This is a genomic window from Flavobacterium pisciphilum, from assembly GCF_020905345.1.
In the GTDB taxonomy this organism is placed as follows: domain Bacteria; phylum Bacteroidota; class Bacteroidia; order Flavobacteriales; family Flavobacteriaceae; genus Flavobacterium; species Flavobacterium pisciphilum.
The window spans coordinates 4,201,416-4,224,780 of sequence record NZ_JAJJMO010000001.1 but is presented as its reverse complement, the minus strand read 5'-3'; the positions used below and the strand labels follow the sequence as shown (position 1 = coordinate 4,224,780).

Sequence of the window (23,365 nt, the reverse complement as noted above, 5' to 3'; positions counted from 1 at the left end):
ATTTATACCTACTGATGATCTATAATTTTGTTTCTTTTTAACAGAAACAATTTATATGCTTTCATTTAGACATCTTATTCTTTTTACTTTATTGGCATCGACCATACAAATATGTTCGCAAACAACCTATCCAAAAATAACAGGCTATTTTGGAATTTACCATCCCATAGTAACCATTAGTAATGAACAAACTAATGTGAATTTCAGAGATTATTATGCCGTTGGTTTTCCAACAGGAATAAACATCTGGAAAAGTTCTAAAATAGGATTTTCTTTTGAAGTCGTCTCTAACATTAAAGTACAAGGTAATAGTGACAAAGTAACTAATATAGTTTTTCATCCCGGAGTTCTGGTAGCTTTGGGAAACGGCTACACTTTTGCTGGAAGAATGGCCTTTGAGAGTTCTGGTAGGTATGGAATAACTTCTGTGATAAATAAAACTGTCATAAAAAATGCAAACAGTAGTTATTTTGTTGCAGTTCCTCTGCCTGTACGATTTGGAAACAACCATCCAATAACATATACTATTGGTGTTCAATTTGGTATTGCATTTTAAAATAATACTCTAGTGATGAACGAAGAACAAAAATATACCTTAAAAGAATTAGTTGTTTATTTTTTAAAATTAGGAACAATAGGCTTTGGTGGTCCTGTAGCCCTAGTGGGTTATATGCATAAAGATTTAGTGGAAAATCGCAAGTGGATTTCTGAAGAAGAATACAAAGAAGGTTTGGCACTGGCTCAATTGGCACCAGGCCCGCTGGCAGCTCAATTGGGAATATATCTAGGATTTGTACATTACAGAATTCTTGGTGCTACCTTAGTAGGTTTTGCCTTTGTACTACCATCCTTTGTAATGGTAGTGTTATTGGGAATGATCTACAAATTATATGGCGGCTTAAACTGGATACAAGCCGTTTTTTACGGTGTGGGTGCTGCTGTTATCGGAATTATAGCGCTGAGTTCCTACAAGCTCACATTAAAATCTGTTGGAAAATTCAATCTGGAATCCTTCAAATCAAAATGGATCTTATGGCTGTTTTTTATACTGGCTGTAATTGTTACCTATTGGACTGAACAGGAACAGGTATTGTTATTTATAGCGGCAGGTCTTTTGTATATGATTGTCAAAGCACCCCCTAAATGGTGGAACGATAAAACGGTAAATTCGATAGTTTTATTTCAATTTGCATTTTGGAATTACGAAAGTACCACACTCATGAAAATTGCAATTTTCTTTACCAAAGCTGGAACTTTTGTTTTTGGTAGCGGACTAGCAATTGTTCCGTTCTTACATTCTGGCGTAGTGGTAGAAAATCAATGGTTAACAGAACAACAATTTTTGGATTCAGTTGCAGTAGCCATGATTACGCCAGGCCCTGTTGTGATAACAGTAGGGTTTATTGGGTATTTGGTTAATGGGTTTATGGGAGCTTTAGTAGCCGCTTTAGCAACATTTTTACCCTGCTATCTCTTTACAATTGCCATGGCACCATCTTTTAAAAAAATTGCACAAAATAGACCTGTCAAAGCATTTGTCGAAGGCATTACAGCTGCCGTTATTGGAGCTTTAGTGGGATCGGTGGTGGTCATTGCCTCCAGAAGTATAATAGATCTTCCCACAACAATAATAGCAATTCTGACAGTTTTTGCCTTACTTTATATAAAGAAAATTCAGGAACCCCATATTATTGCAATGGCTGCAATTTTGGGTATAATCATAAAACTAGTAATATTATGAACAGAAAAGACTTTTTAAAATCAGGCACTCTCCTAGGTGCCGCTGCTTTGATACTTCCCACTGAGAATGCATTTTCAAAAAATTTAAAAGATAACTCAATTGATAAACTAGTGGATGCTAACGGAAATTATATTCAGCAAACTCTTCCTTATAATGAGAATTTCCTTGAACCTTATATGGATGCTGAAACTCTTCACCTACATTATACTTTCCATCATGGTGGTGCAGTAAAAGGTGCAAATAAAGATTTACAGATGATCAAAAAGGCATTGGATGAAAATAATCTTGAAACAGTTGATTTTTGGACAAAAAAGTTATCATACCATTTTTCTTCACATATCCTGCATTCTATTTTTTGGACCAATCTAACCAATAAAAGTAATTTGCCAACTGGGAATCTTTTAAAGCGCATCGAAAAAAGTTTTGGAAGTTTTGATAGATTAAAGGTTTTGATAGCCGCTACTTCAAAAAATGTAGATGGTAATGGATGGGGAGTTTTAGCTTACCAACCTTACAGTGATAGTCTGGTGGTTTTGCAATGTGAAAATCACGAAAAACTAACACAATGGGGAGCAATTCCTATTTTAGTAATTGATGTATGGGAACATGCGTATTATTTAAAATACAAAAACAAACGTACAGATTTTGTTGATGCACTTTTCAATATTATCAATTGGGATAATGTTGCATTACGCCTTAATGATGCCGAGAATTTAATGAAATAAGAAAATCCATAGTCTTTTGAACCCTCAATTCAAATATCAAACAGCTGTACTTTCTTCATAAGCTCAGCCTTTTCCTCAGTAAACATTATATTTTCAGGTAGCACTTCAAGAATAGCTTCTAAGCGTATCTTCTCCTGGACATTAGCAACGACGACAACATTTATATCATACCACTCAAAAGAAAGAGATACATCCTTAAGTATCTTTTTCTCTTTTGTTTGCTCACTCCACTGGACATACTGCTATAGTGTTAAATTATGATCTCGAACCACAGTTGTAATATCAGGAACATAACACCATTCTTTTTCGTCATAAAATCTGTAATCTTTAATGACTTCCTTCCCTCTACTATCATTTCGTTCCAAGTCATCCTGATAGTGTTTTACGTAATATGGAGAATACTGGCTAAAATTAATGGTATCGTTAAATGCTTCTATATAATCTAATGCCTTTCCAACTATATCAAAGAATTCCATTCAGGCTAACGCTACAATCTTGAAAAAGCTTTACAATAACTACTATTAAAAGGATTAAATAAAATGGAAGTTGATAAATTAAAGGATAATTTGCAATATTAGGAATAGACAATCCTTAACTCTAATTAAAAACGGAAATGAACATCGCTTTTATATTAATGCAAACCTCAGTTTTAAATAGGTAAATCTCTATGATGACATTCCCGGAAAATGACGCTCGCTACAACATTGGTGATAAAACAATGGAAACCGCAAAACAGATACAAAAAAATAATGTGAGTTAACAGGTAAACCATTCCAAGCGAAATAGTATGCAGATAAATTGATAAACTTGGTAATGTATGATACAATATGATTTCTTTAAAGTAATAGAGAAAGACTACTGCATAAAAGTCGTGTATATTGCTATATATTTTGCACTACTTCAATTCAGAATGGATAAGGGTTTTGTCAATCCTACTTGAAATCCTTGTTACAAAATCATGAAGATTACTATAATTTATTCTCAGAAGAAGTTCTCCAAATGTGTGCATCAACTAAGTGAATATGGACATATTAACATAGTACCAACTCTTAAAAGAAAGGAAAAGAATACCAATTATTTTCATTCTTGGGAAACTGAAAGGAAATACAAGTATAGAACAATATGCAAACACTAAAGAAGCAATGGTGATTTTAGGTATAAGAAGTCAAACCACTATTGGAAAATATGAAACAGACAGGAAGATTAAAGTGTATAGCCCCTTCAGTAACAGAAAAAGATATAAAATAAGTGAATTGCTAAAAATTCAGTCTAAAAGATAGTTGTAAAGCTATCTTTTTTTTGTTTGTAACAAAAAGCTATCTTTGCGCCATCTCTATTTTTTAACTACTTAAAATTAGAGACCTAATTAGAGACCTCTTTGTTTTTTAAAAACGTAAAAGCTTGATTTTAAGCACATTAATACAATGAATTATTTATCTGTAGAAAACATATCCAAGTCATTTGGTGAAAGAACCTTATTTGACAACATCTCTTTTGGAATCAATAAGGACCAAAAAATTGCTTTCATTGCCAAAAATGGCTCTGGAAAAACAACTATTATGAGTATTATCAATGGTTTGGAAGAACCAGATACAGGTCAGGTAGTTTTAAGAAAAGGAATCAGAATGGCTTTTCTTTCGCAAAACAACAACTTACAAGACGAACTAACTATCGAAGAAAGCATTTTCGCTTCAGATAATGAAACGCTAAAAGTTATTGAAGCCTATGAAAAAGCATTAGAAAATCCAGAAGATGAAGAAGCGTATCAAAAGGCATTTGACGGAATGGACCAACACAATGCTTGGGATTTCGAAACACAATACAAGCAAATCCTTTTTAAATTAAAACTAGAAAACTTTAAACTAAAAGTAAAAAGTCTTTCAGGAGGTCAGAAAAAACGTTTATCATTAGCAATTATACTTATTAATCGTCCTGACTTATTGATTCTGGATGAGCCTACCAATCACTTAGATCTTGAAATGATCGAATGGTTAGAAAGTTATTTTGCCAAAGAAAATATCACATTGTTTATGGTAACACACGACCGTTTCTTCTTAGAGCGTGTTTGTAATGAAATCATAGAATTAGACAATGGGAAATTATACCAATACAAAGGAAATTACTCTTACTATTTAGAGAAAAAAGAAGAACGAATTGCTTCTGAAAATTCTAGTGTAGATAAAGCCCAAAACTTATTTGTAAAAGAATTAGAATGGATGCGTCGCCAGCCCAAAGCGAGAACAACAAAATCTAAATCTCGTCAGGATGACTTTTATGTAATTAAAGAAAAAGCACAAAGTCGTCGTCGCGAAAATAAAGTCGAGCTAGAAATTAATATGGAACGTATGGGAAGTAAGATTATCGAGCTTCACAAAATTTCTAAAAAATTCAAAGACCACGTTATTTTAGATAATTTCAGTTTCGATTTCCAACGCGGAGAACGTATTGGAATTATTGGTAAAAACGGAACTGGAAAATCAACTTTCCTTAATTTATTGACAGGGACACTTCCGCTAGATTCTGGAAAAGTTATCGTCGGTGAAACAATCAAAATTGGATATTACACTCAAAGCGGAATCAATCCAAAACCAGGACAACGTGTAATCGATGTTATAAAAGAATACGGAGAATACATTCCGTTGATGAAAGGAAAAATTATTTCGGCTTCACAATTATTAGAGCGTTTCCTTTTTGATGCAAAAAAACAATATGACTTTGTTGACAGATTAAGCGGTGGAGAATTAAAACGTTTGTATTTATGTACTGTTTTGATTCAGAATCCAAACTTCCTTATTCTGGATGAGCCTACAAACGATTTGGATATCGTAACATTAAACGTATTAGAGAGCTTCCTTTTGGATTACCCAGGATGCTTATTAGTAGTTTCACACGACCGTTACTTTATGGATAAAATTGTAGATCACTTATTCATTTTTAGAGGACAAGGAGTTGTTGAAGACTTCCCTGGAAACTACTCTGATTTTAGAGCTTATGAAGACAGTGCCGATGTAGCTCAAAAAGAAGAGAACAAAGCAGAAAAGAAAGACTGGAAACAAAACAATCCAACTGGAAACCTAACTTTCAATGAGCAAAAAGAGTATCAGAAACTAGAAAGAGAAATCAAAGATTTAGAAATCGACAAAACTAAAATTGAGCAATTATTCTCTGACGGAAAAGTGGCCGATGCTGATATTGAGAAAAAAGCCAATGAGTTGCAAAACATCATTAATAAAATAGACCAAAAGGAAGAACGCTGGTTTGAACTAAGCGCAAAGATTGAAGGGTAGTTTTTAGTTTTTTTAGCATAGAATAAAACAAATACTATAATCAATTTACACCTCTAATATCTTAGCTAATGCTAAAATGTTAGAGGTGTTTTTTTGTGAAAAACATTTTAAATTAACAAGAAACTATCTTGAAAAATAAAAAATCCCCTCAATTATTTACAATAGTAAATTCCTACTTTAGCAAAAAGAAAATAACTATTCTGTAAAGCAAAAAAAATGGAGTCAAAGAATAAGATTTTAAAGTTAAGCCTAATTATAGCTTTTGTATTGGTACTAATTGTTACCCTATTTTTCTCAATTAAAACTGAACAACCTAAAAAAGATATACTAAATACAATACAACCAAGTACACCTGAAAAATCAACTCTTGCTCCTGAAAAAATATCAGAAACAGAATTAAATTTCTTTTTTCAAGATTTCATAAAAGCGTTTAATAGTAATAAAGAAAAAGAAATAAATAAGTTCATTGACAAAAAAGATGGTTTAGTCGAATTTGTCTACGATGGTCCATATCCTCTAATAATTTTTACTAATAAAATGGAATATATAGAATGGTTTGAATCTAAAATTCATACTACCGTTTCTTCCGAAAAATTCCCAATATATCTTGGAGATACTCAATTTGAGAAAACTGGCTTTTTTTATGAGAAGTATGAAAACAAATTCAAACTCACTGATTTTAATAATGATTATGTAAATCTTTCAGATACCGTTTTTAAATCCCATAGTATTTTAGAAGAAAAATGTAATTACAGAGCACGTGCAATGGATGTGACTGGAAAACGAATTTACAATTTCTATTTTTCGATAACAAAAGAAAATAAAAAACTCGTAGGATTATCTTATGATTACATCGAAGACAACATATATAGCAATCCAAAAATAGATTTCATTCCTTTTGATTCCAAAAAAGATATCGAAAACTACATCACAAAACACCAAAAATTCTGTGATACGGAAAATGAATCTTATCTAGATTTTAGCAAAAAAGAATTTACCTATTGGGATTTTAAAGATAAACCATTCCAATTTAAAAATTATGAAATTGGAGATGTAGAAATAGAATCAAAAAAATTAAAAACACGAAAAATCACTTTTTATAATGCAGATGTTAATGCCGAATACAATAATGATTTTGCAATGATACTTTCTAATAAAGGAACATTTACAATCCTACCAATGGGAGCAAGACCATTTTATGAATATATAATTTGCAAATAAGCCCAAAAATAACATAATCAAATTTCAGTATATTTGCCATTAAAAAAAACACTTTTTCATGAAACACCTTATACCTGCACTATTAGCTTTGACACTTTTTATCTCTTGCGCTAAAAGTAAAAAAACAGAAAACACTGATACTACTATTGACTATGTAGCCAAAAACGAGCAAGAAATCATCGACTATGTAGCTAAAAATAAACTAAATGCACATAAAACTGATTCAGGTTTGTACTATGTAATTAACGAACCTGGAACAGGAACACAACCAACCCCATCTTCTAATGTAACCGTTGCTTACAAAGGTTCTTTTATTGATGGAAAAGTATTTGACGAAAGCAGTGCTGGAATTTCTTTTGGCTTAGATCAAGTTATAAAAGGATGGACAGAGGGTATTCCATATTTCAAAACAGGAGGCACAGGAATTCTTTTAGTCCCTGCCCATTTAGGATACGGTAACAATGATTATAGCTCTATTCCTGGAGGTTCAGTGCTTATTTTTGACATTAAATTAATTTCAGTAAATTAGAATAAACAACAAAACTTTACTTTTTATAAAAGTTCCGTTTAATTAAATAAAAAAGCCACAACAAAATCTAATTCTGCTGTGGCTTTTATTTTTTAGCGGAAAGGAAACTAAAACTCAAAAAAACACAAAATGAAAATTGAAATACAACCTTACAATGATATATTTAAAGAACAGATGATTCAGGTTTGGGAAAGCTCTGTTCGTGCTACACATGATTTTCTTATCCCTTCAGATATTGATTATTACAAAAAAATTGTGTCAGCTATCGACTTTAACTCTTTTCAAGTATTTTGTTTAACTGAAGTAGATACACTTCATGGCTTTATTGGTATTGCAGACAATAAAATCGAGATGCTATTCTTAGCACCAGAACGCATAGGAAAAGGCCTTGGTAAAACACTAATCAATTTTGCTATCAATGAACTTGGAGCAAACAAAGTTGATGTAAACGAACAAAACCAAAATGCAGCTAACTTTTACACCAAATTTGGCTTTGTGACATACGCCAGAGCAGACAAGGATGATGAAGGAAAAGATTATCCAATATTAAAAATGAAACTGGAAACCAATAAATAGGCAACACTACTCAAGATTACCTCATTTTATTTAAAAAAAATCCCCAACAAAATCTAATTTTGTTGGGGATTCTATGTTTCTTCTCACAACTAAAGAAAAACAACTGTGATTGAATACTATAAACTGAGACTAAAAACTACCAAGGAATCGGGTTGTAATCTTTTAAGAATTTACCGCACCAATGTTTACCAGTGTTAATTCCGTCGAATAAAGGATCCATAACCCTTGCAGCTCCATCAACAATGTCTAATGGTGGCTGAAAATCTTCAAGTTCTTGTTTCTTTTTAGCTAATTCAGCAGGATCTTCGTCGGTTACCCAACCTGTATCTACAGCATTCATAAAAATACCATGTTTTGCTAAGGTTCCTGATGAGGTATGTGTTAGCATATTAAGAGCAGCTTTAGCCATATTGGTATGCGGATGCCGATCTTCTTTAAAAAATCGATGAAACTTACCTTCCATAGCCGAAACATTTATAATGTGTTTTTGTCCCGTATTATCCTTCTTCATTACTTCCGAAAGACGATTGCACAATACAAAAGGTGCAACAGAATTTACCAACTGAACTTCAATCATTTCAGTAGTCTCTATCTGTCCCAATCGCAAACGCCAACTGTTTGTTTTTCTTAAATCTACTTGCTGCAAATCAGCATCGAGTTCACCTTCAGGAAAAACCTCATTTGCTACAAGTGCATTATCAAAAGAATAAGGAATCTGAGATAATTTAGCCGAAGCACGCAATCCAATTCCAGGCTCAGGTCCATGCCAAGTTACTGGCATATTTTGATTAGAAGAAGCTCCTGAAGTCAATACCTTTAATTCATCCAAACAATTCGTATGATCCAATAATAGTTCTTGAGCTTGTTTAGGTAAAGTACTTATTGCACGCTCTTCATTTTCCATTAAATGGGTATAAAATCCAGCAGGTCGTCTTACTGTTTGAGCAGCATTATTGATAAGAATATCCAATCGCTCATACTTTTGCTCAATAAAATTGCAAAAAATCTCCACACTAGGAATATGTCTTAAATCCAATCCGTGAATTTTTAAACGATGTCCCCATTCCATAAAATCTTCTTCTTTAGAAAATCGTAAAGCTGAATCAACTGGGAAACGAGTAGTTGCAATAACTGTAGCTCCGCCACGCAAAAGCATTAACGTAATATGGTATCCTATTTTTAAACGAGAACCAGTTATAACAGCCACTTGTCCTTTTACATCAGCCGTTTGAAAGCGTTTGGCATAATTAAAATCACCACAATCAGTACACATAGTATCATAAAAATGATGCATCTTGGTAAATCCCATTTTACATACGTAACAATTTCTAGGTGTTTCTAGTTCTAATTGTTCCTTGTGAGCAAGATCGTTATAAGCCAATAATTTTGGCGCAACAAATATACTTGCCTCACGGGCATGACGAATTCCAGTTTCTTTACGGGCTGTTTTATCCTTCTTTTCCTTTTTACGTTTAGCAGCTTCTTTTCCGTCTTTAACTCTTCGAGAAAACTCACCTCTATCAGGTCTAGAAAACATACCTGCTTCTTTAATCAAAGCAATTCTTTGCTCTTTAGGAATATCAAATATTTGATCCGTATCAGTGTTTAATTGTGCTAAAACAGCAATACAGCGGTCTATTTCTTCCGAAGTTATTGTATTCTTAATTTCCATTTCTTCCTGCGTCATCATAAAAACACGTATTATTTAAAGCCCGCAAATATAGTCTTTTTAGAGTCTTAAAGATTCATAGTCAAAAATCATAAATACTTACTCTTTTACTTTAATACTTTTGACTTTATGCCTTTCGACTTTTTTGTATCTTCGCGCCTACTTTGCAAAAGTCACTATGTTATTTCAAATAAAATCATATCTAAAATTCCTTTGGAACTCCAAAAACGAACACGCTGTGCATTCGCCCTTTGTGTTTAATTTACTAACGAAATGTTTTTATGACAGAAAAACAAAGCCTGAATACGCTATTTTAAGCGCTTATCGAAAGTCATTTTTGCAAAACAAGAACACAATCGAAGTAACTGATTTTGGTGCAGGATCAAGGGTCTTTAAAAGCAACACGAGACAAATCGCTAAAATTGCTAAAACAGCTGGGATTTCTCCAAAAAGAGCCCGCTTATTATTCCGGATTACAGCTTACTTCAAACCAGATAGTATCTTAGAAATCGGAACATCATTAGGACTGGCGACTTCTGCCCTAGCCTTAGGAAATCCTAAAGCAAAAGTCACAACACTCGAAGGTTGTCCTGAAACAGCCGCAGTTGCTAAAAAAGGATTGCAACAATTTAATTGTGATAATGTAGAATCGGTTGTAACAGAATTTGGAAGTTATTTCAAAGAGCTTCAGAGAGAGCTAAAAACTGCCACTCAAAAGTTTGATTTCATCTACTTTGATGGAAATCATTCTAAAAAAGCAACTTTAGATTATTTTGAACTTTTACTTCCAACAATTACTAACGATACCGTTTGGATTTTTGATGATATTCATTGGTCATCTGAAATGGAAGAAGCTTGGGAGATAATACAAAATCATCCAGAAGTAAAAGTCACTATTGACACCTTTCAATGGGGATTCGTATTCTTTCGTCGCGAACAAGAAAAAGAGCATTTTACAATTAGGACATAAAAAAATGACAGCCATTACTGACTGTCATTTTTGCTCAAAATTCAAATTTAACCTAATCCTAATATAAATACTCAATTAACTTACTTTTTAGCTTCTGCAGTTTCTTCTGATTTTGCTCCCATTCTATTCAATGTATACATTGGTGCAAATTTCATTTTCAACCCAGCAATTTTTCTATTATCTTCAGGCGTAAGCCCCTCTTTTTCTACTGTATTCTTACGACTATCGAGTGCCTCGTACATCATTTTAATCTTATCCCAATCTTCACGAGAATAGCTCTCTTTATTATTTTCAACTGTACGCACAAATTGTTGATAAACACTATGAATATTTTTGGCGTTTACCCAATCAAAATTCATATCCTCCCCTATTTTTCCTTCTCCAAATAAAGCATCACGCATTTTTTGTATTTTACTTGGTGTATTAAGAGCGGTCATTTCAGCTTTAAAAACTTCATATTTAGCTTTGCTTGCTTCAAATCTTTCTTTCACTTTAGCATTCTCTTTAATATCAGTCAAAGCCATTTCAGCTTTTCCCATTCGTGTTGCATATCCATTTTCAATTGCTTCCCAATTGGTTTTCGCATTTTCTGCAGTTACATTTTTTACTGAGTCTACATATACTACATAAGAATCAATAGTTTTTTCAGCTTTTGCTGCTTTTTCATCTTTACATGAGATAAATCCCATGGCAACAAATGCTAGTCCGAATAATAATTGTGTATTTTTCATAATTCCGATTTGTTAATGTTATAATTCAAATATAAGGCTATTTTTAAATAAAAATAAATATTTAGCAAAATATTAAGCTTTTTTACAAATTAAAATCATTTAAAATTAAAAAATATGACAATTATGTAAATTTAAAATATAATTATATAAAACACATTAATATATTCCTGTAGACTTCCAAAAAACAATCCTATTGCTCAGCATACTATATATTATTGTAACAAAAATGTATTTTTAACTACTTATGATTAATTCAAAAGTGTTTTGTACTTTTAAAATCTAAAAATTGTAAATCAACAATCATAAACTCCAATGGCAAATCCATTAATTAAAATAACTAATATTAAACGAAATTTTGTGCTTGGAAACGAAATTGTTTATGTCTTAAAAGGAATTGATTTAGAAATAAATAAAGGAGAGTATGTTGCTTTAATGGGACCATCAGGTTCAGGAAAATCAACATTAATGAATTTATTAGGATGTTTAGACACCCCTACTTCCGGAACGTACATCTTAAATGGAAAAGATGTAAGCCAGATGAAAGACGATGAATTAGCAGGAATTAGAAATAAAGAAATAGGCTTTGTTTTCCAAACATTTAATCTTTTACCTAGAACCACAGCCTTAGATAACGTAGCCTTACCGATGATTTATGCGGGACATTCTAAATCAGAGCGAATTGTTCGTGCTACCGAAGTACTAAAGCAAGTGAATCTTGAGGATAGAATGGATCACCAGCCCAATCAACTTTCAGGAGGACAACGCCAACGTGTTGCAATTGCAAGAGCATTAGTAAACAAACCATCGATAATTCTTGCCGATGAACCAACTGGAAATTTAGATAGTAAGACCTCTGTCGAAATCATGAAGTTATTTGGTGACATTCATGCCAATGGAAATACTGTAATTCTAGTAACACACGAAGAGGATATTGCTGCCTATGCGCATCGTGTTATTCGTTTGCGTGATGGACTTATTGAAAGCGACACAAAAACTACAAAAGAATTTTAGATTAACTATTTTAAAAAGTTTCAGGTTTCTAATTTAAGGTTACAAGTCGTAAAAACGTCTGCACTTTATTCTAGAAACTTAGATTCTTAATATCTCAAAACCTTAGCATCTTAAAAAAATGAAAGTATATACCAAAACAGGAGACAAAGGAACTACTGCGCTTTTTGGCGGTACTCGCGTTCCCAAAGACCATATCCGTATTGATAGTTATGGAACAGTTGACGAACTAAATTCGTACATCGGACTCATACGAGATCAAGAAATGAATCTACACTACAAGAACATTTTGATCGAAATTCAAGACCGATTATTTACTGTAGGAGCTATTCTAGCTACTCCTGTAGAGAAAGAAGTCTTAAAAAACGGAGAATTACGTCTTAAAAATCTAGGCATTGTACCAACTGACATCGAATTACTTGAAAATGAAATTGATGCCATGGAAGAAACGCTACCGCAAATGACCCACTTTGTATTACCAGGAGGTCATCAAACTGTGTCATATTGTCACATTGCCCGCTGTGTTTGCCGTCGTGCCGAACGCTTGGCAGTGCATCTAAGTCATAATGAGACCGTTCCAGAAATAGCAATACAGTACTTAAACCGACTTTCTGACTACCTTTTTGTCTTGGCACGAAAGTTGTCTTCTGACTTAAAAGCGGAGGAAGTTAAATGGATTCCGAGAAAGTAATCTGCTACAGTTTTTAGTATTTGCAATGTAAACTGTAACAGAAAATTGAATACTAAAAGGAACGTTCTTAAATTTTACTAAAATAAATCGTTTTTTACTTGTCTTTCTCAGTAAAAAAATTATTTTTGCACAAACTAAATTGACAAAACATGTATTGGACATTAGAATTAGCATCATATTTAAGTGATGCACCGTGGCCTGCTAACAAAGACGAACTTATAGACTACGCTATTAGAGCAGGTGCTCCATTAGAAGTAGTAGAAAACCTACAGTCAATTGAAGACGAGGGTGAGATATATGAATCAATGGAAGAAATATGGCCGGATTATCCAACAGACGAAGATTATCTTTGGAATGAGGATGAATATTAAAAAGTAACCCCAAAGAAAAAGTCTCAAAAAAGAGGCTTTTTTTTTGTTTAAATTTACACATTTAGATAAATTATAGAAATACCAACAGATCATGAGTTTCATTAACAGTATTATTAAAGTCTTTGTAGGTGATAAATCACAAAAAGATGTCAAAGCTTTACAACCTTATTTAAACAAAATTAAAACTTTCGAAACTAGCCTAACCGCTTTGTCTCATGACGAACTAAGGGCTAGGACAGCATTTTTTAAGCAAAAAATAAAGGACGCAAGAGCCGAAAAAGATGCAAAAATTGCTTCTCTTAAGGCAGAAGTAGAAAGCATTGAAGACATTGACAAAAGAGAAGACATTTACGAAGCTATAGATACTTTAGAAAAAGAAGCTTACGAAATTTCAGAAAAAACATTACTGGAAATCCTTCCAGAAGCGTTTTCTGTTGTAAAAGAAACAGCTCGTCGTTTTAAAGATAACTCTCAAATTGAAGTTACTGCTACTGCAAAAGACCGCGAATTTTCAGCTACAAAAAGCTATATTACAATAGAAGGAGAAAAAGCACTTTGGGCTAATAAATGGAATGCTGCTGGTAAAGAAATTACATGGGACATGGTTCATTACGATGTTCAATTAATTGGTGGTATGGTATTACACGAAGGAAAAGTTGCAGAGATGCAAACTGGTGAGGGTAAAACCTTGGTAGCAACTTTACCTCTTTATCTAAATGCCTTAACTGGAAACGGAGTACACTTAGTAACGGTGAATGATTACTTAGCAAAACGTGATAGTACATGGAAAGCTCCTTTATTTGAGTTCCATGGTTTAACTGTTGATTGTATTGATAATCACCAACCAAGTTCAGAAGGAAGAAAGAAAGCATATGATGCTGATATTACTTACGGAACAAATAATGAGTTCGGATTTGACTATCTAAGAGATAATATGGCGCATTCGCCAAATGACTTGGTACAAAGAAAACACAATTATGCAATCGTCGATGAGGTCGATTCTGTATTAATTGATGATGCAAGAACACCACTTATCATTTCTGGTCCAGTTCCTCAAGGTGACCGTCATGAATTTAATGAATTGAAACCAAAAATTGAAAACTTAGTAAGTTTACAACGTCAATTGGCAAATGGTTTCTTAGCAGAAGCTAAAAAATTAATAAAAGAAGGAAACACTAAAGATGGTGGATTCTTATTATTAAGAGCTTACAGAAGTTTACCTAAAAACAAAGCTTTAATTAAATTTTTGAGTGAAGAAGGAATTAAACAATTGCTTCAAAAAACCGAAAATCAATACATGCAAGACAACAACCGTGAAATGCATAAAATTGATGAGGCTTTATACTTTGTAATTGAAGAAAAAAATAATCAAGTAGAATTAACTGACAACGGAATCAAATTCCTTTCAGGAGATACAGATGCAGACTTTTTCGTATTACCAGATATCGGAACAGAAATTGCTGCTATCGAAAAACAGAAATTAGACAAAGACGCTGAAGCTGAAGCCAAAGAAAGATTATTTCAAGATTTTGGTGTAAAAAGCGAGCGTATCCATACTTTAACTCAGCTATTAAAAGCGTATGCTCTTTTTGAAAAAGATGTAGAATACGTTATCATGGACAACAAAATTATGATTGTCGATGAGCAAACAGGTCGTATCATGGATGGTCGCCGTTACTCAGACGGATTACACCAAGCGATTGAGGCTAAAGAAAATGTAAAAATCGAAGCTGCAACACAAACTTTTGCAACTGTTACATTACAGAACTACTTCAGAATGTACAGCAAATTAGGTGGTATGACTGGTACTGCAGTAACAGAAGCTGGTGAGTTATGGCAAATTTATAAATTAGATGTAGTTGAGATTCCTACGAATCGCCCTATGTCTAGAATAGATAAAGAAGATTATATCTATAAAACTACACGTGAGAAATTCAATGCAGTAATCGAAGATGTAACTGAATTATCTAACGCTGGAAGACCAGTATTAATTGGAACAACATCTGTAGAGATCTCTGAGTTATTAAGCCGTATGCTTAAGATGAGAGGGGTTGCACATAATGTATTGAATGCCAAAATGCACAAGCAAGAGGCACAAATTGTTGAAGAAGCAGGAAAATCAGGAGTAGTAACCATTGCAACCAATATGGCTGGTCGTGGTACCGATATTAAATTATCTCCAGAAGTAAAAGCTGCCGGAGGTTTAGCAATTGTTGGTACAGAGCGTCACGACTCTCGTCGTGTCGACAGACAGTTACGTGGTCGTGCAGGTCGTCAAGGTGACCCAGGAAGCTCACAATTCTACGTTTCTCTAGAAGATAACCTAATGCGTTTATTTGGTTCAGAAAGAGTTGCCAAAGTAATGGATAGAATGGGATTACAAGAAGGTGAAGTAATTCAACATTCAATGATGACAAAATCTATTGAGCGTGCTCAAAAGAAAGTAGAAGAAAACAACTTCGGAGTACGTAAACGTTTATTAGAATATGATGACGTTATGAATTCTCAACGTGAAGTAGTTTACAAACGTCGTCGTCACGCTTTATTTGGAGAACGTTTAAAACTAGATATCGCAAACATGCTTTACGATACTTGTGAACTTATCGTAAGTCAAAACAAAGTAACAAATGATTTTAAAAATTTCGAATTTGAATTAATTCGTTATTTCTCTATAACATCTCCAATAACTGAAGCTGATTTTATCAAATTACCAGAAAATGAGATTACAGGAAAACTATACAAAGAAACTTTAGCTTACTATACTGAAAAAACAGAACGTAGCGCAAGAGAAGCTTTCCCTATCATTAAAGGAGTTTACGAAGAGAAAAACAATCAATTTGAGCGTATTGTAGTTCCTTTTACAGATGGTATCAAAACATTAAATGTTGTTACTGATCTTAAAAAAGCATACGAAACTGAAGGCGCACAACTAATTGCTGATTTCGAGAAAAACATCACTTTATCTATCGTTGATGAAGCTTGGAAAAAACACTTACGTAAAATGGACGAATTGAAACAATCAGTTCAATTAGCTGTTCACGAACAAAAAGATCCATTGCTTATCTACAAATTAGAAGCTTTTAACTTATTCCGCTCTATGTTGGATAACGTAAATAGAGAAGTTATTTCATTCTTATTCAAAGGTGATTTACCAGCTCAAAGCGCTCCAGAAATTCAGGAAGCAAGAGAAGTTCGTCAAAAAGAAAATTACAAATTAAGTAAAGACGAAATCGAAAATAGCGAAGAAATTAATCGCGAAGCTGGAGAAACTCAGCAACGTCAAGTTACTGAAACTATCGTAAGAGATATGCCAAAAATTAATCGTAATGACAACGTAACAGTTCAACAAGTTTCAACTGGAGCTGTTGAGACGATGAAATTTAAAAAAGCAGAAAGCTTATTAGCTTCTGGCGAATGGGTTATCGTAAAATAATAAAAAAGAATTCAATCTCAGTTTAGAGTCTTGTACCGAAAACTGAGACTGAAGACTGTAAACTAAAAAAAATCCCCAATTACTATGTAGTTGGGGATTTTTTATTGCAAAAAAACTAAAATACGTTCCTATTAAAACGAATATAACGTATTTTTGCTATCGAAAACAACGAAATCTAGTTTGAAGCAATTTTTAATCATATTCCTCTCATGTATGCTTTTGGCTCCATCTTTTGGAAGTTTCTTTGTTTATACCTCATTTAAATTAAACCAAAAAGAAATCTCTAAAACCATCTGTGTACAACGAAAAATGGTTTTTAATTCGTGTAACGGCCGATGTGATCTTCAAAAAAGTTTAAAAAAATACACCGATAACGAAAAAAGAATGCATAACAATCTGAAAGAAAAAGCAGAGGTTATTTACATTCAAAATACAACTACAAATAATCTAAAATTAGTAGCACCAATCGAATCAAAAGCAAAAATCTTCGCTTCTTTCGATAAGAAACCTATTGCTGTTTCTAATACTACTTTTCACCCTCCAACCTATTTTATATAAATTCTAGTCACAGATTTCAATATCCATTGAAATAATTTTTCTTGCCTTAAGGTCAGGGAAAAACGCACGTTACTTTTAAAATTTATATAAACTAAAATGAAAAAAATATGCTTTACCCTATTATTAATAGGGCAATGTGTCTTTGCGCAAAATAAAACGAAACAAGACACTACCAAAATACAAGAACTAGAAAACATCTTCGTAACAGCAAATCGTACGGCTACATTACGTAAGGAGACTCCAGTTGCGATAAGTAAACTAACCGCAAAAACTATTAACGAAACCAAGGCAACAGCTGTTTACGAAATCATTAATAAAACACCAGGTGTTTTAATGGTAAATCTGGGCAACGAACAACATATGATGTCAATTCGCCAGCCAATGACCACAAACGCTTATTACTTATATCTAGAAGACGGCTTACCAATTCGTCCAATGGGCGTTTTCAATCATAATGCGTTATTAGAAATTAATCAATTCAACCTTCAAAGTATAGAGGTTGTAAAAGGGCCTGTTTCATCATTATACGGCCCAGAAGCTGTTGGTGGAACGATTAACTTAATTTCATTAAAACCACCAGTTGAACCAGAATTTAAATTTGGCGTTCAGGCAGATAATTATGGATATCGAAGATTTCAAGCAGCAGGCGGGGCAACAATTGGAAAAGTTGGTTTTCATATTGCTGGAATTTCAAGTTTACAAGAAAACGGTTGGATGACATATTCAGATTACAACAAAGACAATCTAAATGCCCGAATTGATTATAACATCTCCCCTTCTACCCGATTAATCAGTAATACCATGTATGGAAAATACTATTCGGATATGAGCGGAAGTGTGAACGAAGATGCTTTTAACAACAGAACTTACAAAAGCACTACTGACTTTACTTATAGAAAATCAGAAGCTTTACGAACACGGATAACACTAGAACACGATTGGAATGACAATTCAAGTAGTTATATTACGGGTTATTTACGCAATAATAAATTGGGGCAAAACCCATCTTATGGAATCAGATGGAATCCAACTGTAAATCCAACAACTGCTAAAGGCGAAATAAATTCGAATAACTTTAAAAGCTATGGTGCAATTGGACAGCACACTCAAAAATTCAATTTTCTAAATACTAAAATTGTTGCAGGTGCTTTATACGATTATTCTCCAGTAACCTATTGGTCTTATGTAATTGATTTGAAAGCCAATCTAAATCCGGGAGAAGTAGGAAAACAAACCGTAGATTCTTATGAGATTATTGCCGAACGTCCAGACACAAAATTAGCCGACTATACTGCCGATATTTTCAACACAGCAGGATATGCACAAGTAAGCTTTAATCCAATCGAAAAATTAATTATTACTCTTGGTGGTCGTTATGACAATATGAAAGTAAAGTACAATAATGCTTTAGACATTTCTACAGGAAGCAAGGTGTATGACAAAGCAACTTTCAAGGCGGGAGCAAATTACAATCCATTAGATTTCATTGGATTTTATGGCAATTATTCTCAAGGTTTTGCACCTCCAGGAATCACTTCTGTTTTCAGAACTAAACCTGGAACTGGAGGAAAAACAGGAGTACCTGCAGATTTCTACTACAATCTAGAACCTGCAACCTTCAATAATTATGAAGTTGGTGGATGGGTTTCTCTCTTAGAAAACAAGCTAAACTTTGACTACGCCGTCTATTATATGGAAGGCAAAAATGAATTATTAAACGTTAAACTTCCTGACAACTCAACTGATTATCGTTCGGCTGGCGAAACGCGCCATAAAGGAATCGAGTTTGGTGCTTCATACAGACCTTCAAAACAATTTAGTATTCGTGCAGGCGGAACTTACGCACAACATACTTATATCGATTTTAAACTTTCGGATAAACCAAGTGACCCAATTCAGAATTTAGACGGAAAAGAAATGCCTGCAGCACCGAAATGGTCTGGAAATTCAGAAATAAGCTATTATCCAAATTGGCTTCCAAACCTAAGAACTTCGATAGAATGGCAACTAGTAGGTAGTTATTACCAAGACCAAATCAATACCGTAAAATACGATGGCTATAATTTATTTAATGCTAGAATTGGCTACCAATGGAAAAGCATAGAAATCTACGGAAACGTACTCAATCTAACCGATAAATTATATGCCTACAATGTATCAAGAGCCAATACAACAAATGCACAACCTACCTATACTGCGGCGGCACCAAGGACATTTGTATTCGGAATACAATATAATTTTTCGCTAAAAAAATAAGTAAAGATTTTGCCACAGATTAAATAGGTCATTGAAACAGATTTAAAAAATCATTTTAATCTGTGGCAAAAAACAAATCATAAGCACTCAACAGATGAGCAAAGAAATAAAGAGAAAAAATCCTTCTAAAAAGAAAGATTCAAAGATCATCAAGAAAATCAAACAGCATATGTACAAATGGCATCGTACAATTGGGCTAATTACAATTATCCCAGTAATTTTCTGGACATTGTCTGGTTTGATGCATCCATTTATGGCACATTTCTTTAAACCCGAAATTGCCCACGATAAAATAGAGCAACAATTCATTTCAAAAAACGAATTGCATTTTTCGATTCAAGAAGTTCTCAAAAAAAACAATATCACCGAATTCAAAAACTTCAGAATTGTAACATTCAACAACACTGCTTTTTATCAAATAAAAACCGTTACAGGTGAGCTACTCTATTTTGATACTTCAACTACAAAAAAACTGATTGATGGGGATAAAAAATATGCTGAATGGCTTTCACGTTATTTCCTAAATGATCAAAAAAGCACCGTGAAAAAGAGTGAAATCGTTACTGAATTCACATCTCAATACAAATACGTAAATCGCTATCTGCCTGTTTACAAAATAAGCTTTGACCGTCCAGACGCAATGCAGGTTTATGTAGAAACTTCATCCAGTAAACTAGCAACTTACAACCCAACTTCAAGACAAGCATTCATTTGGTTTTTTGATACATTTCATAATTGGTCTTTTATTGATGCCATTACCAACAACAGTGTCCGAATCATCACAATGATTTTATTGCTATCCATTATTGGATTCTCAGCTCTTAGCGGAATCTTAATTTATGGCTTGCTATGGAAGCAATTCAAAAAAACGGACAAACTCCAACCAAAAAAAGGACTCAGAAAATACCATCGCCAAATTGGAATTTGGATTTCACTTTTCACTCTAACTTTTGCTTTTAGTGGTGCCTACCATGCCACTACAAAATGGGAACCTTATACATTATCACAAATGGTGTACGAGCCAACTTTTGAAACAAAAGAAATTCCTTTGCTTAATAACAACCTAAATTTAGATTGGAATCGTTTTCAAAATTCAAGTATTATTACATTAAACGATACTATTTATTACCGTTGTCAATTGGCAGAAAAAGAAAGTAAGAAATTCAAAAAAACAAAAATAGATTCGAATTCAAAATGGAATAAAAAAAAGGTTTCAAAATCTGAAATAGTTTATATCAATGCAACAACCAATACAATCTCACCCAACATTGATTTTCAATATGCAGCATTTTTAGCCTATTATTTTACAGATGGAGCACCAAAAGCTTCTTGCTGCGAAATGGTAGAAACTCCAGAAGAAACACCACAACCAGCTCTAGAAAACACAAAGTTGATAGAATCAAAAGTCTTAACTGATTTTGAAAGTAGAGAATATGGTTTTGTTAATAAAAGACTTCCAGTAGTAAAACTAGCCTATGATACTCCTGAAAAGACAACTTATTTTATTGAAACTTCAACTTCAAGATTAGCCGCTGTAGTTACAAATTCAGATAAAGTAGAAGGCTATTCCTTTGCCATCCTGCATAAATTTTTATTCATGGATTGGGCAGGAAAGAACATTCGAGACCTAACAATGGTTTTGGCAGCTTTAGCCATTTTAATTGTCAGTGTTCTAGGGTTTATTCTGTTCCTAAAGAAATAGTTTTTGGGGCTCTGAGTTGCTATTTTTTTTCTTAGTATCTTAGTAATTTAGAGCCTTATCTAGGATTTTCTTCAAAATAACGAGCTTCAATTCGCTTGATGTCTTTTATTGAACTTTTAGCCCAAGCCAAACGTTTCTCTAGAATTTCATCATCAGATAGATGCCAATCAATAGTTGTATTTCTTAATCTGCTTGTTAGATTCTGAATAATTATCGCTGCCGAAACAGATATATTTAAACTTTCTGTAAAACCAACCATTGGAATTTTAAGAAATCCATCGGCTTTTTGCAAAATCTCTTCTGATAAACCATCTCTTTCAGTACCAAAAAACAAAGCACTAGGTTTTGTAATATCAAAATCTTCCAACAAGCAATCGTTTTCATGAGGCGTTGTAGCAATAATTTGATATCCTTTGTTTTTTAAAGTATCTACACAATTGCTAATGCTATCAAATGTATTAATATCGACCCATTTTTGAGCACCCATTGCAATTTCCTTATCGATACTTTTACCATAACGTTGCTCGATAACATTGAGCTCCTGAATTCCAAAAACTTCACAACTACGCATAACTGCACTAGTATTATGCATCTGAAAAATATCTTCAACAGCAATAGTAAAGTGCTTTGTGCGGTTCTCGAGGACTTTTAAAAATTTGCTTTTTCGGTTTTCGGTAAGTATATTTTCAAGGAAAGCGAGGTAATCTAAATCAATCATTTCAATAGTATTTGTGGCAAAAATACTAAAAACCCACACAATTAAGCCTATTAAAACAATTCTCTATGATATATTAACAGTCAAATATTCTGTTATGCTGGAATCTAATTTTTCATACAGTGCATTTGCCTTAGTCAAATCTATTTCCAAAATATCATTTGCAAAAGAATCTCCCTTAAAGACAACATCTCCATCTTTAGAATGTCTTGTCAAGCGTTCACACATTTGATCTACCTCTTCTACAAAATAATCTGCATCGATAAAAGATAGAAAACGTTCTAAAACAGATTTCATTCCATCTTTATAATTATACATTGAAACATTTTTATCCAACTTATAAAAATCAAGATAAGCCTGAAAATATTTTTCTAAAACAACTGCTCCATATTGCTGAATACTAATTGTTTGAATTTCCTGATCACTGATTCCAAAAAAAGCTGCTGGTATCAAATTAGGTACCATATGCGTTCCTCTTAATTTTGCATGAGATTTTAATACTTCACTTGGATTTCTGTAGAGTAAAACAAAAGGCAAATCTGGAAAAATGGATCTCAAGTAGTCTGCCTGAAATATATGCCACGAATCCAATTTTACAATTAAATTCTTTTCTTCAGAAAATCTTTTCTGACCTAACAATAGTAGTACTGATTTGATAAGATCTCTTTTTTTATCCAAATCAAAAATAGTACTCCTAATAATTTGATCTAGAATTGGAGCCTCAGAAACTACTATATTTTGTGGAGAAATTGCCAAAGACTGACTCATCATTGTAGAGCCACAGCGAGATACATGAAACAATAATGATTTTAGCTCAACCGAAACCAGTTCTGTAGACCACTCAATAAGGTTTTCTACACTGCTAACCACTTTATATCTTGTTGAATTATTATAATGCCCTTTACATTTCATAAGGGTTTCATCAAAAAAAGGATCTAAATACCTTTTATCTCCTAGATAAATCCATTCAAAATATACATCATCATCTGTTTCGACTAACTTATAGGGAATCCAATTTAAAAGAGGATGATCTGAGTTTTCCATTTTTTAAAATTAATTTTTCTTACAACCTGCTATATGTTTCTAAATTATCATTGCAATGTAAATATATACATTTTACAAAAAACAGACTAAAAAACAGTCGATTAAGTGTAAATCTTTACAACATAACTTTCCGAAATG

General features: G+C 33.1%; 20 protein-coding genes. 15 read left to right on the top strand and 5 right to left on the bottom strand.

Annotated elements, in window-relative coordinates; genetic code table 11:
- Positions 1–55: 55 nt before the first annotated feature.
- The 3 genes from LNQ49_RS18015 to LNQ49_RS18005 are packed head-to-tail and all read left to right on the top strand — an operon-like array spanning position 56 to position 2,466.
- Positions 56–556, top strand: coding sequence for a hypothetical protein (locus LNQ49_RS18015; protein WP_229990396.1), 501 nt, complete (start codon positions 56–58; stop codon positions 554–556).
- 15 nt (positions 557–571) lie between these two features.
- Positions 572–1,741 (top strand): chromate transporter, encoded by a 1,170-nt coding sequence (locus LNQ49_RS18010; RefSeq protein WP_229990395.1) that lies wholly within the window; start codon positions 572–574, stop codon positions 1,739–1,741.
- On the top strand, positions 1,738–2,466 hold the full coding sequence (locus LNQ49_RS18005) for a superoxide dismutase (RefSeq protein WP_229990394.1): 729 nt from the start codon (positions 1,738–1,740) through the stop codon (positions 2,464–2,466). The genes LNQ49_RS18010 and LNQ49_RS18005 overlap by 4 nt, the downstream gene beginning before the upstream one ends.
- 242 nt (positions 2,467–2,708) lie before the next feature.
- Here the strand turns inward: LNQ49_RS18005 and LNQ49_RS18000 are convergent, their stop codons facing one another.
- Positions 2,709–2,942: a hypothetical protein gene (locus tag LNQ49_RS18000; RefSeq protein ID WP_229990393.1), complete on the bottom strand. Its 234-nt coding sequence runs from the start codon at positions 2,940–2,942 to the stop codon at positions 2,709–2,711.
- Positions 2,943–3,890: 948 nt separating this feature from the next.
- Here LNQ49_RS18000 and LNQ49_RS17995 point away from each other — a divergent pair.
- From LNQ49_RS17995 to LNQ49_RS17980, 4 genes are all read left to right on the top strand, one after another.
- Positions 3,891–5,753 (top strand): ABC-F family ATP-binding cassette domain-containing protein, encoded by a 1,863-nt coding sequence (locus LNQ49_RS17995; protein WP_229990392.1) that lies wholly within the window; start codon positions 3,891–3,893, stop codon positions 5,751–5,753.
- Positions 5,754–5,969: 216 nt separating this feature from the next.
- A complete protein-coding gene (locus LNQ49_RS17990; protein ID WP_229990391.1) occupies positions 5,970–6,974 on the top strand; it encodes a hypothetical protein in 1,005 nt (334 codons plus the stop codon).
- A 58-nt stretch (positions 6,975–7,032) separates the two neighbouring features.
- Complete coding sequence (locus LNQ49_RS17985; protein ID WP_229990390.1) at positions 7,033–7,503, top strand: FKBP-type peptidyl-prolyl cis-trans isomerase; 471 nt, start codon at positions 7,033–7,035, stop codon at positions 7,501–7,503.
- 129 nt (positions 7,504–7,632) lie between these two features.
- On the top strand, positions 7,633–8,079 hold the full coding sequence (locus tag LNQ49_RS17980; protein WP_229990389.1) for a GNAT family N-acetyltransferase: 447 nt from the start codon (positions 7,633–7,635) through the stop codon (positions 8,077–8,079).
- 136 nt (positions 8,080–8,215) lie between these two features.
- Here the strand turns inward: LNQ49_RS17980 and LNQ49_RS17975 are convergent, their stop codons facing one another.
- Complete coding sequence (locus LNQ49_RS17975; RefSeq protein ID WP_229991350.1) at positions 8,216–9,766, bottom strand: SDR family NAD(P)-dependent oxidoreductase; 1,551 nt, start codon at positions 9,764–9,766, stop codon at positions 8,216–8,218.
- Between the two features lie 160 nt (positions 9,767–9,926).
- Between LNQ49_RS17975 and LNQ49_RS17970 the strand changes: the two genes are divergently transcribed.
- Positions 9,927–10,718, top strand: coding sequence for an O-methyltransferase (locus LNQ49_RS17970; protein WP_229990388.1), 792 nt, complete (start codon positions 9,927–9,929; stop codon positions 10,716–10,718).
- 80 nt (positions 10,719–10,798) lie between these two features.
- Here LNQ49_RS17970 and LNQ49_RS17965 read toward each other — a convergent pair whose 3' ends face one another.
- The gene (locus tag LNQ49_RS17965) at positions 10,799–11,449 is read right to left on the bottom strand and encodes a DUF6565 domain-containing protein (protein WP_229990387.1); all 651 of its coding nucleotides are present in this window, start codon (positions 11,447–11,449) and stop codon (positions 10,799–10,801) included.
- A 312-nt stretch (positions 11,450–11,761) separates the two neighbouring features.
- Between LNQ49_RS17965 and LNQ49_RS17960 the strand changes: the two genes are divergently transcribed.
- The 7 genes from LNQ49_RS17960 to LNQ49_RS17930 all read left to right on the top strand — a co-directional run bounded on the left by LNQ49_RS17960 (position 11,762) and on the right by LNQ49_RS17930 (position 21,468).
- Positions 11,762–12,460 (top strand): ABC transporter ATP-binding protein, encoded by a 699-nt coding sequence (locus tag LNQ49_RS17960; protein ID WP_229990386.1) that lies wholly within the window; start codon positions 11,762–11,764, stop codon positions 12,458–12,460.
- A 118-nt stretch (positions 12,461–12,578) separates the two neighbouring features.
- Positions 12,579–13,148: a cob(I)yrinic acid a,c-diamide adenosyltransferase gene (locus LNQ49_RS17955; protein WP_229990385.1), complete on the top strand. Its 570-nt coding sequence runs from the start codon at positions 12,579–12,581 to the stop codon at positions 13,146–13,148.
- A gap of 149 nt (positions 13,149–13,297) precedes the next feature.
- Positions 13,298–13,519 carry a DUF2795 domain-containing protein gene (locus tag LNQ49_RS17950; protein WP_007138072.1) on the top strand — a complete coding sequence of 74 codons (222 nt, stop codon included), beginning with the start codon at positions 13,298–13,300 and terminating at the stop codon, positions 13,517–13,519.
- Between the two features lie 91 nt (positions 13,520–13,610).
- The gene (gene secA, locus LNQ49_RS17945; protein WP_229990384.1) at positions 13,611–16,952 is read left to right on the top strand and encodes a preprotein translocase subunit SecA; all 3,342 of its coding nucleotides are present in this window, start codon (positions 13,611–13,613) and stop codon (positions 16,950–16,952) included.
- A 180-nt stretch (positions 16,953–17,132) separates the two neighbouring features.
- A complete protein-coding gene (locus LNQ49_RS17940) occupies positions 17,133–17,510 on the top strand; it encodes a hypothetical protein (RefSeq protein ID WP_229990383.1) in 378 nt (125 codons plus the stop codon).
- Between the two features lie 96 nt (positions 17,511–17,606).
- Complete coding sequence (locus LNQ49_RS17935) at positions 17,607–19,766, top strand: TonB-dependent receptor (RefSeq protein WP_229990382.1); 2,160 nt, start codon at positions 17,607–17,609, stop codon at positions 19,764–19,766.
- A gap of 94 nt (positions 19,767–19,860) precedes the next feature.
- Positions 19,861–21,468 carry a PepSY-associated TM helix domain-containing protein gene (locus LNQ49_RS17930; protein WP_229990381.1) on the top strand — a complete coding sequence of 536 codons (1,608 nt, stop codon included), beginning with the start codon at positions 19,861–19,863 and terminating at the stop codon, positions 21,466–21,468.
- A 55-nt stretch (positions 21,469–21,523) separates the two neighbouring features.
- Here the strand turns inward: LNQ49_RS17930 and LNQ49_RS17925 are convergent, their stop codons facing one another.
- Both LNQ49_RS17925 and LNQ49_RS17920 read right to left on the bottom strand, forming a co-directional pair.
- Positions 21,524–22,186, bottom strand: coding sequence for a TrmH family RNA methyltransferase (locus LNQ49_RS17925; protein ID WP_229990380.1), 663 nt, complete (start codon positions 22,184–22,186; stop codon positions 21,524–21,526).
- 63 nt (positions 22,187–22,249) lie between these two features.
- Positions 22,250–23,227, bottom strand: a complete 978-nt coding sequence (locus tag LNQ49_RS17920; RefSeq protein WP_229990379.1) for a sulfotransferase family protein — start codon at positions 23,225–23,227, stop codon at positions 22,250–22,252.
- Positions 23,228–23,365 lie beyond the last annotated feature (138 nt).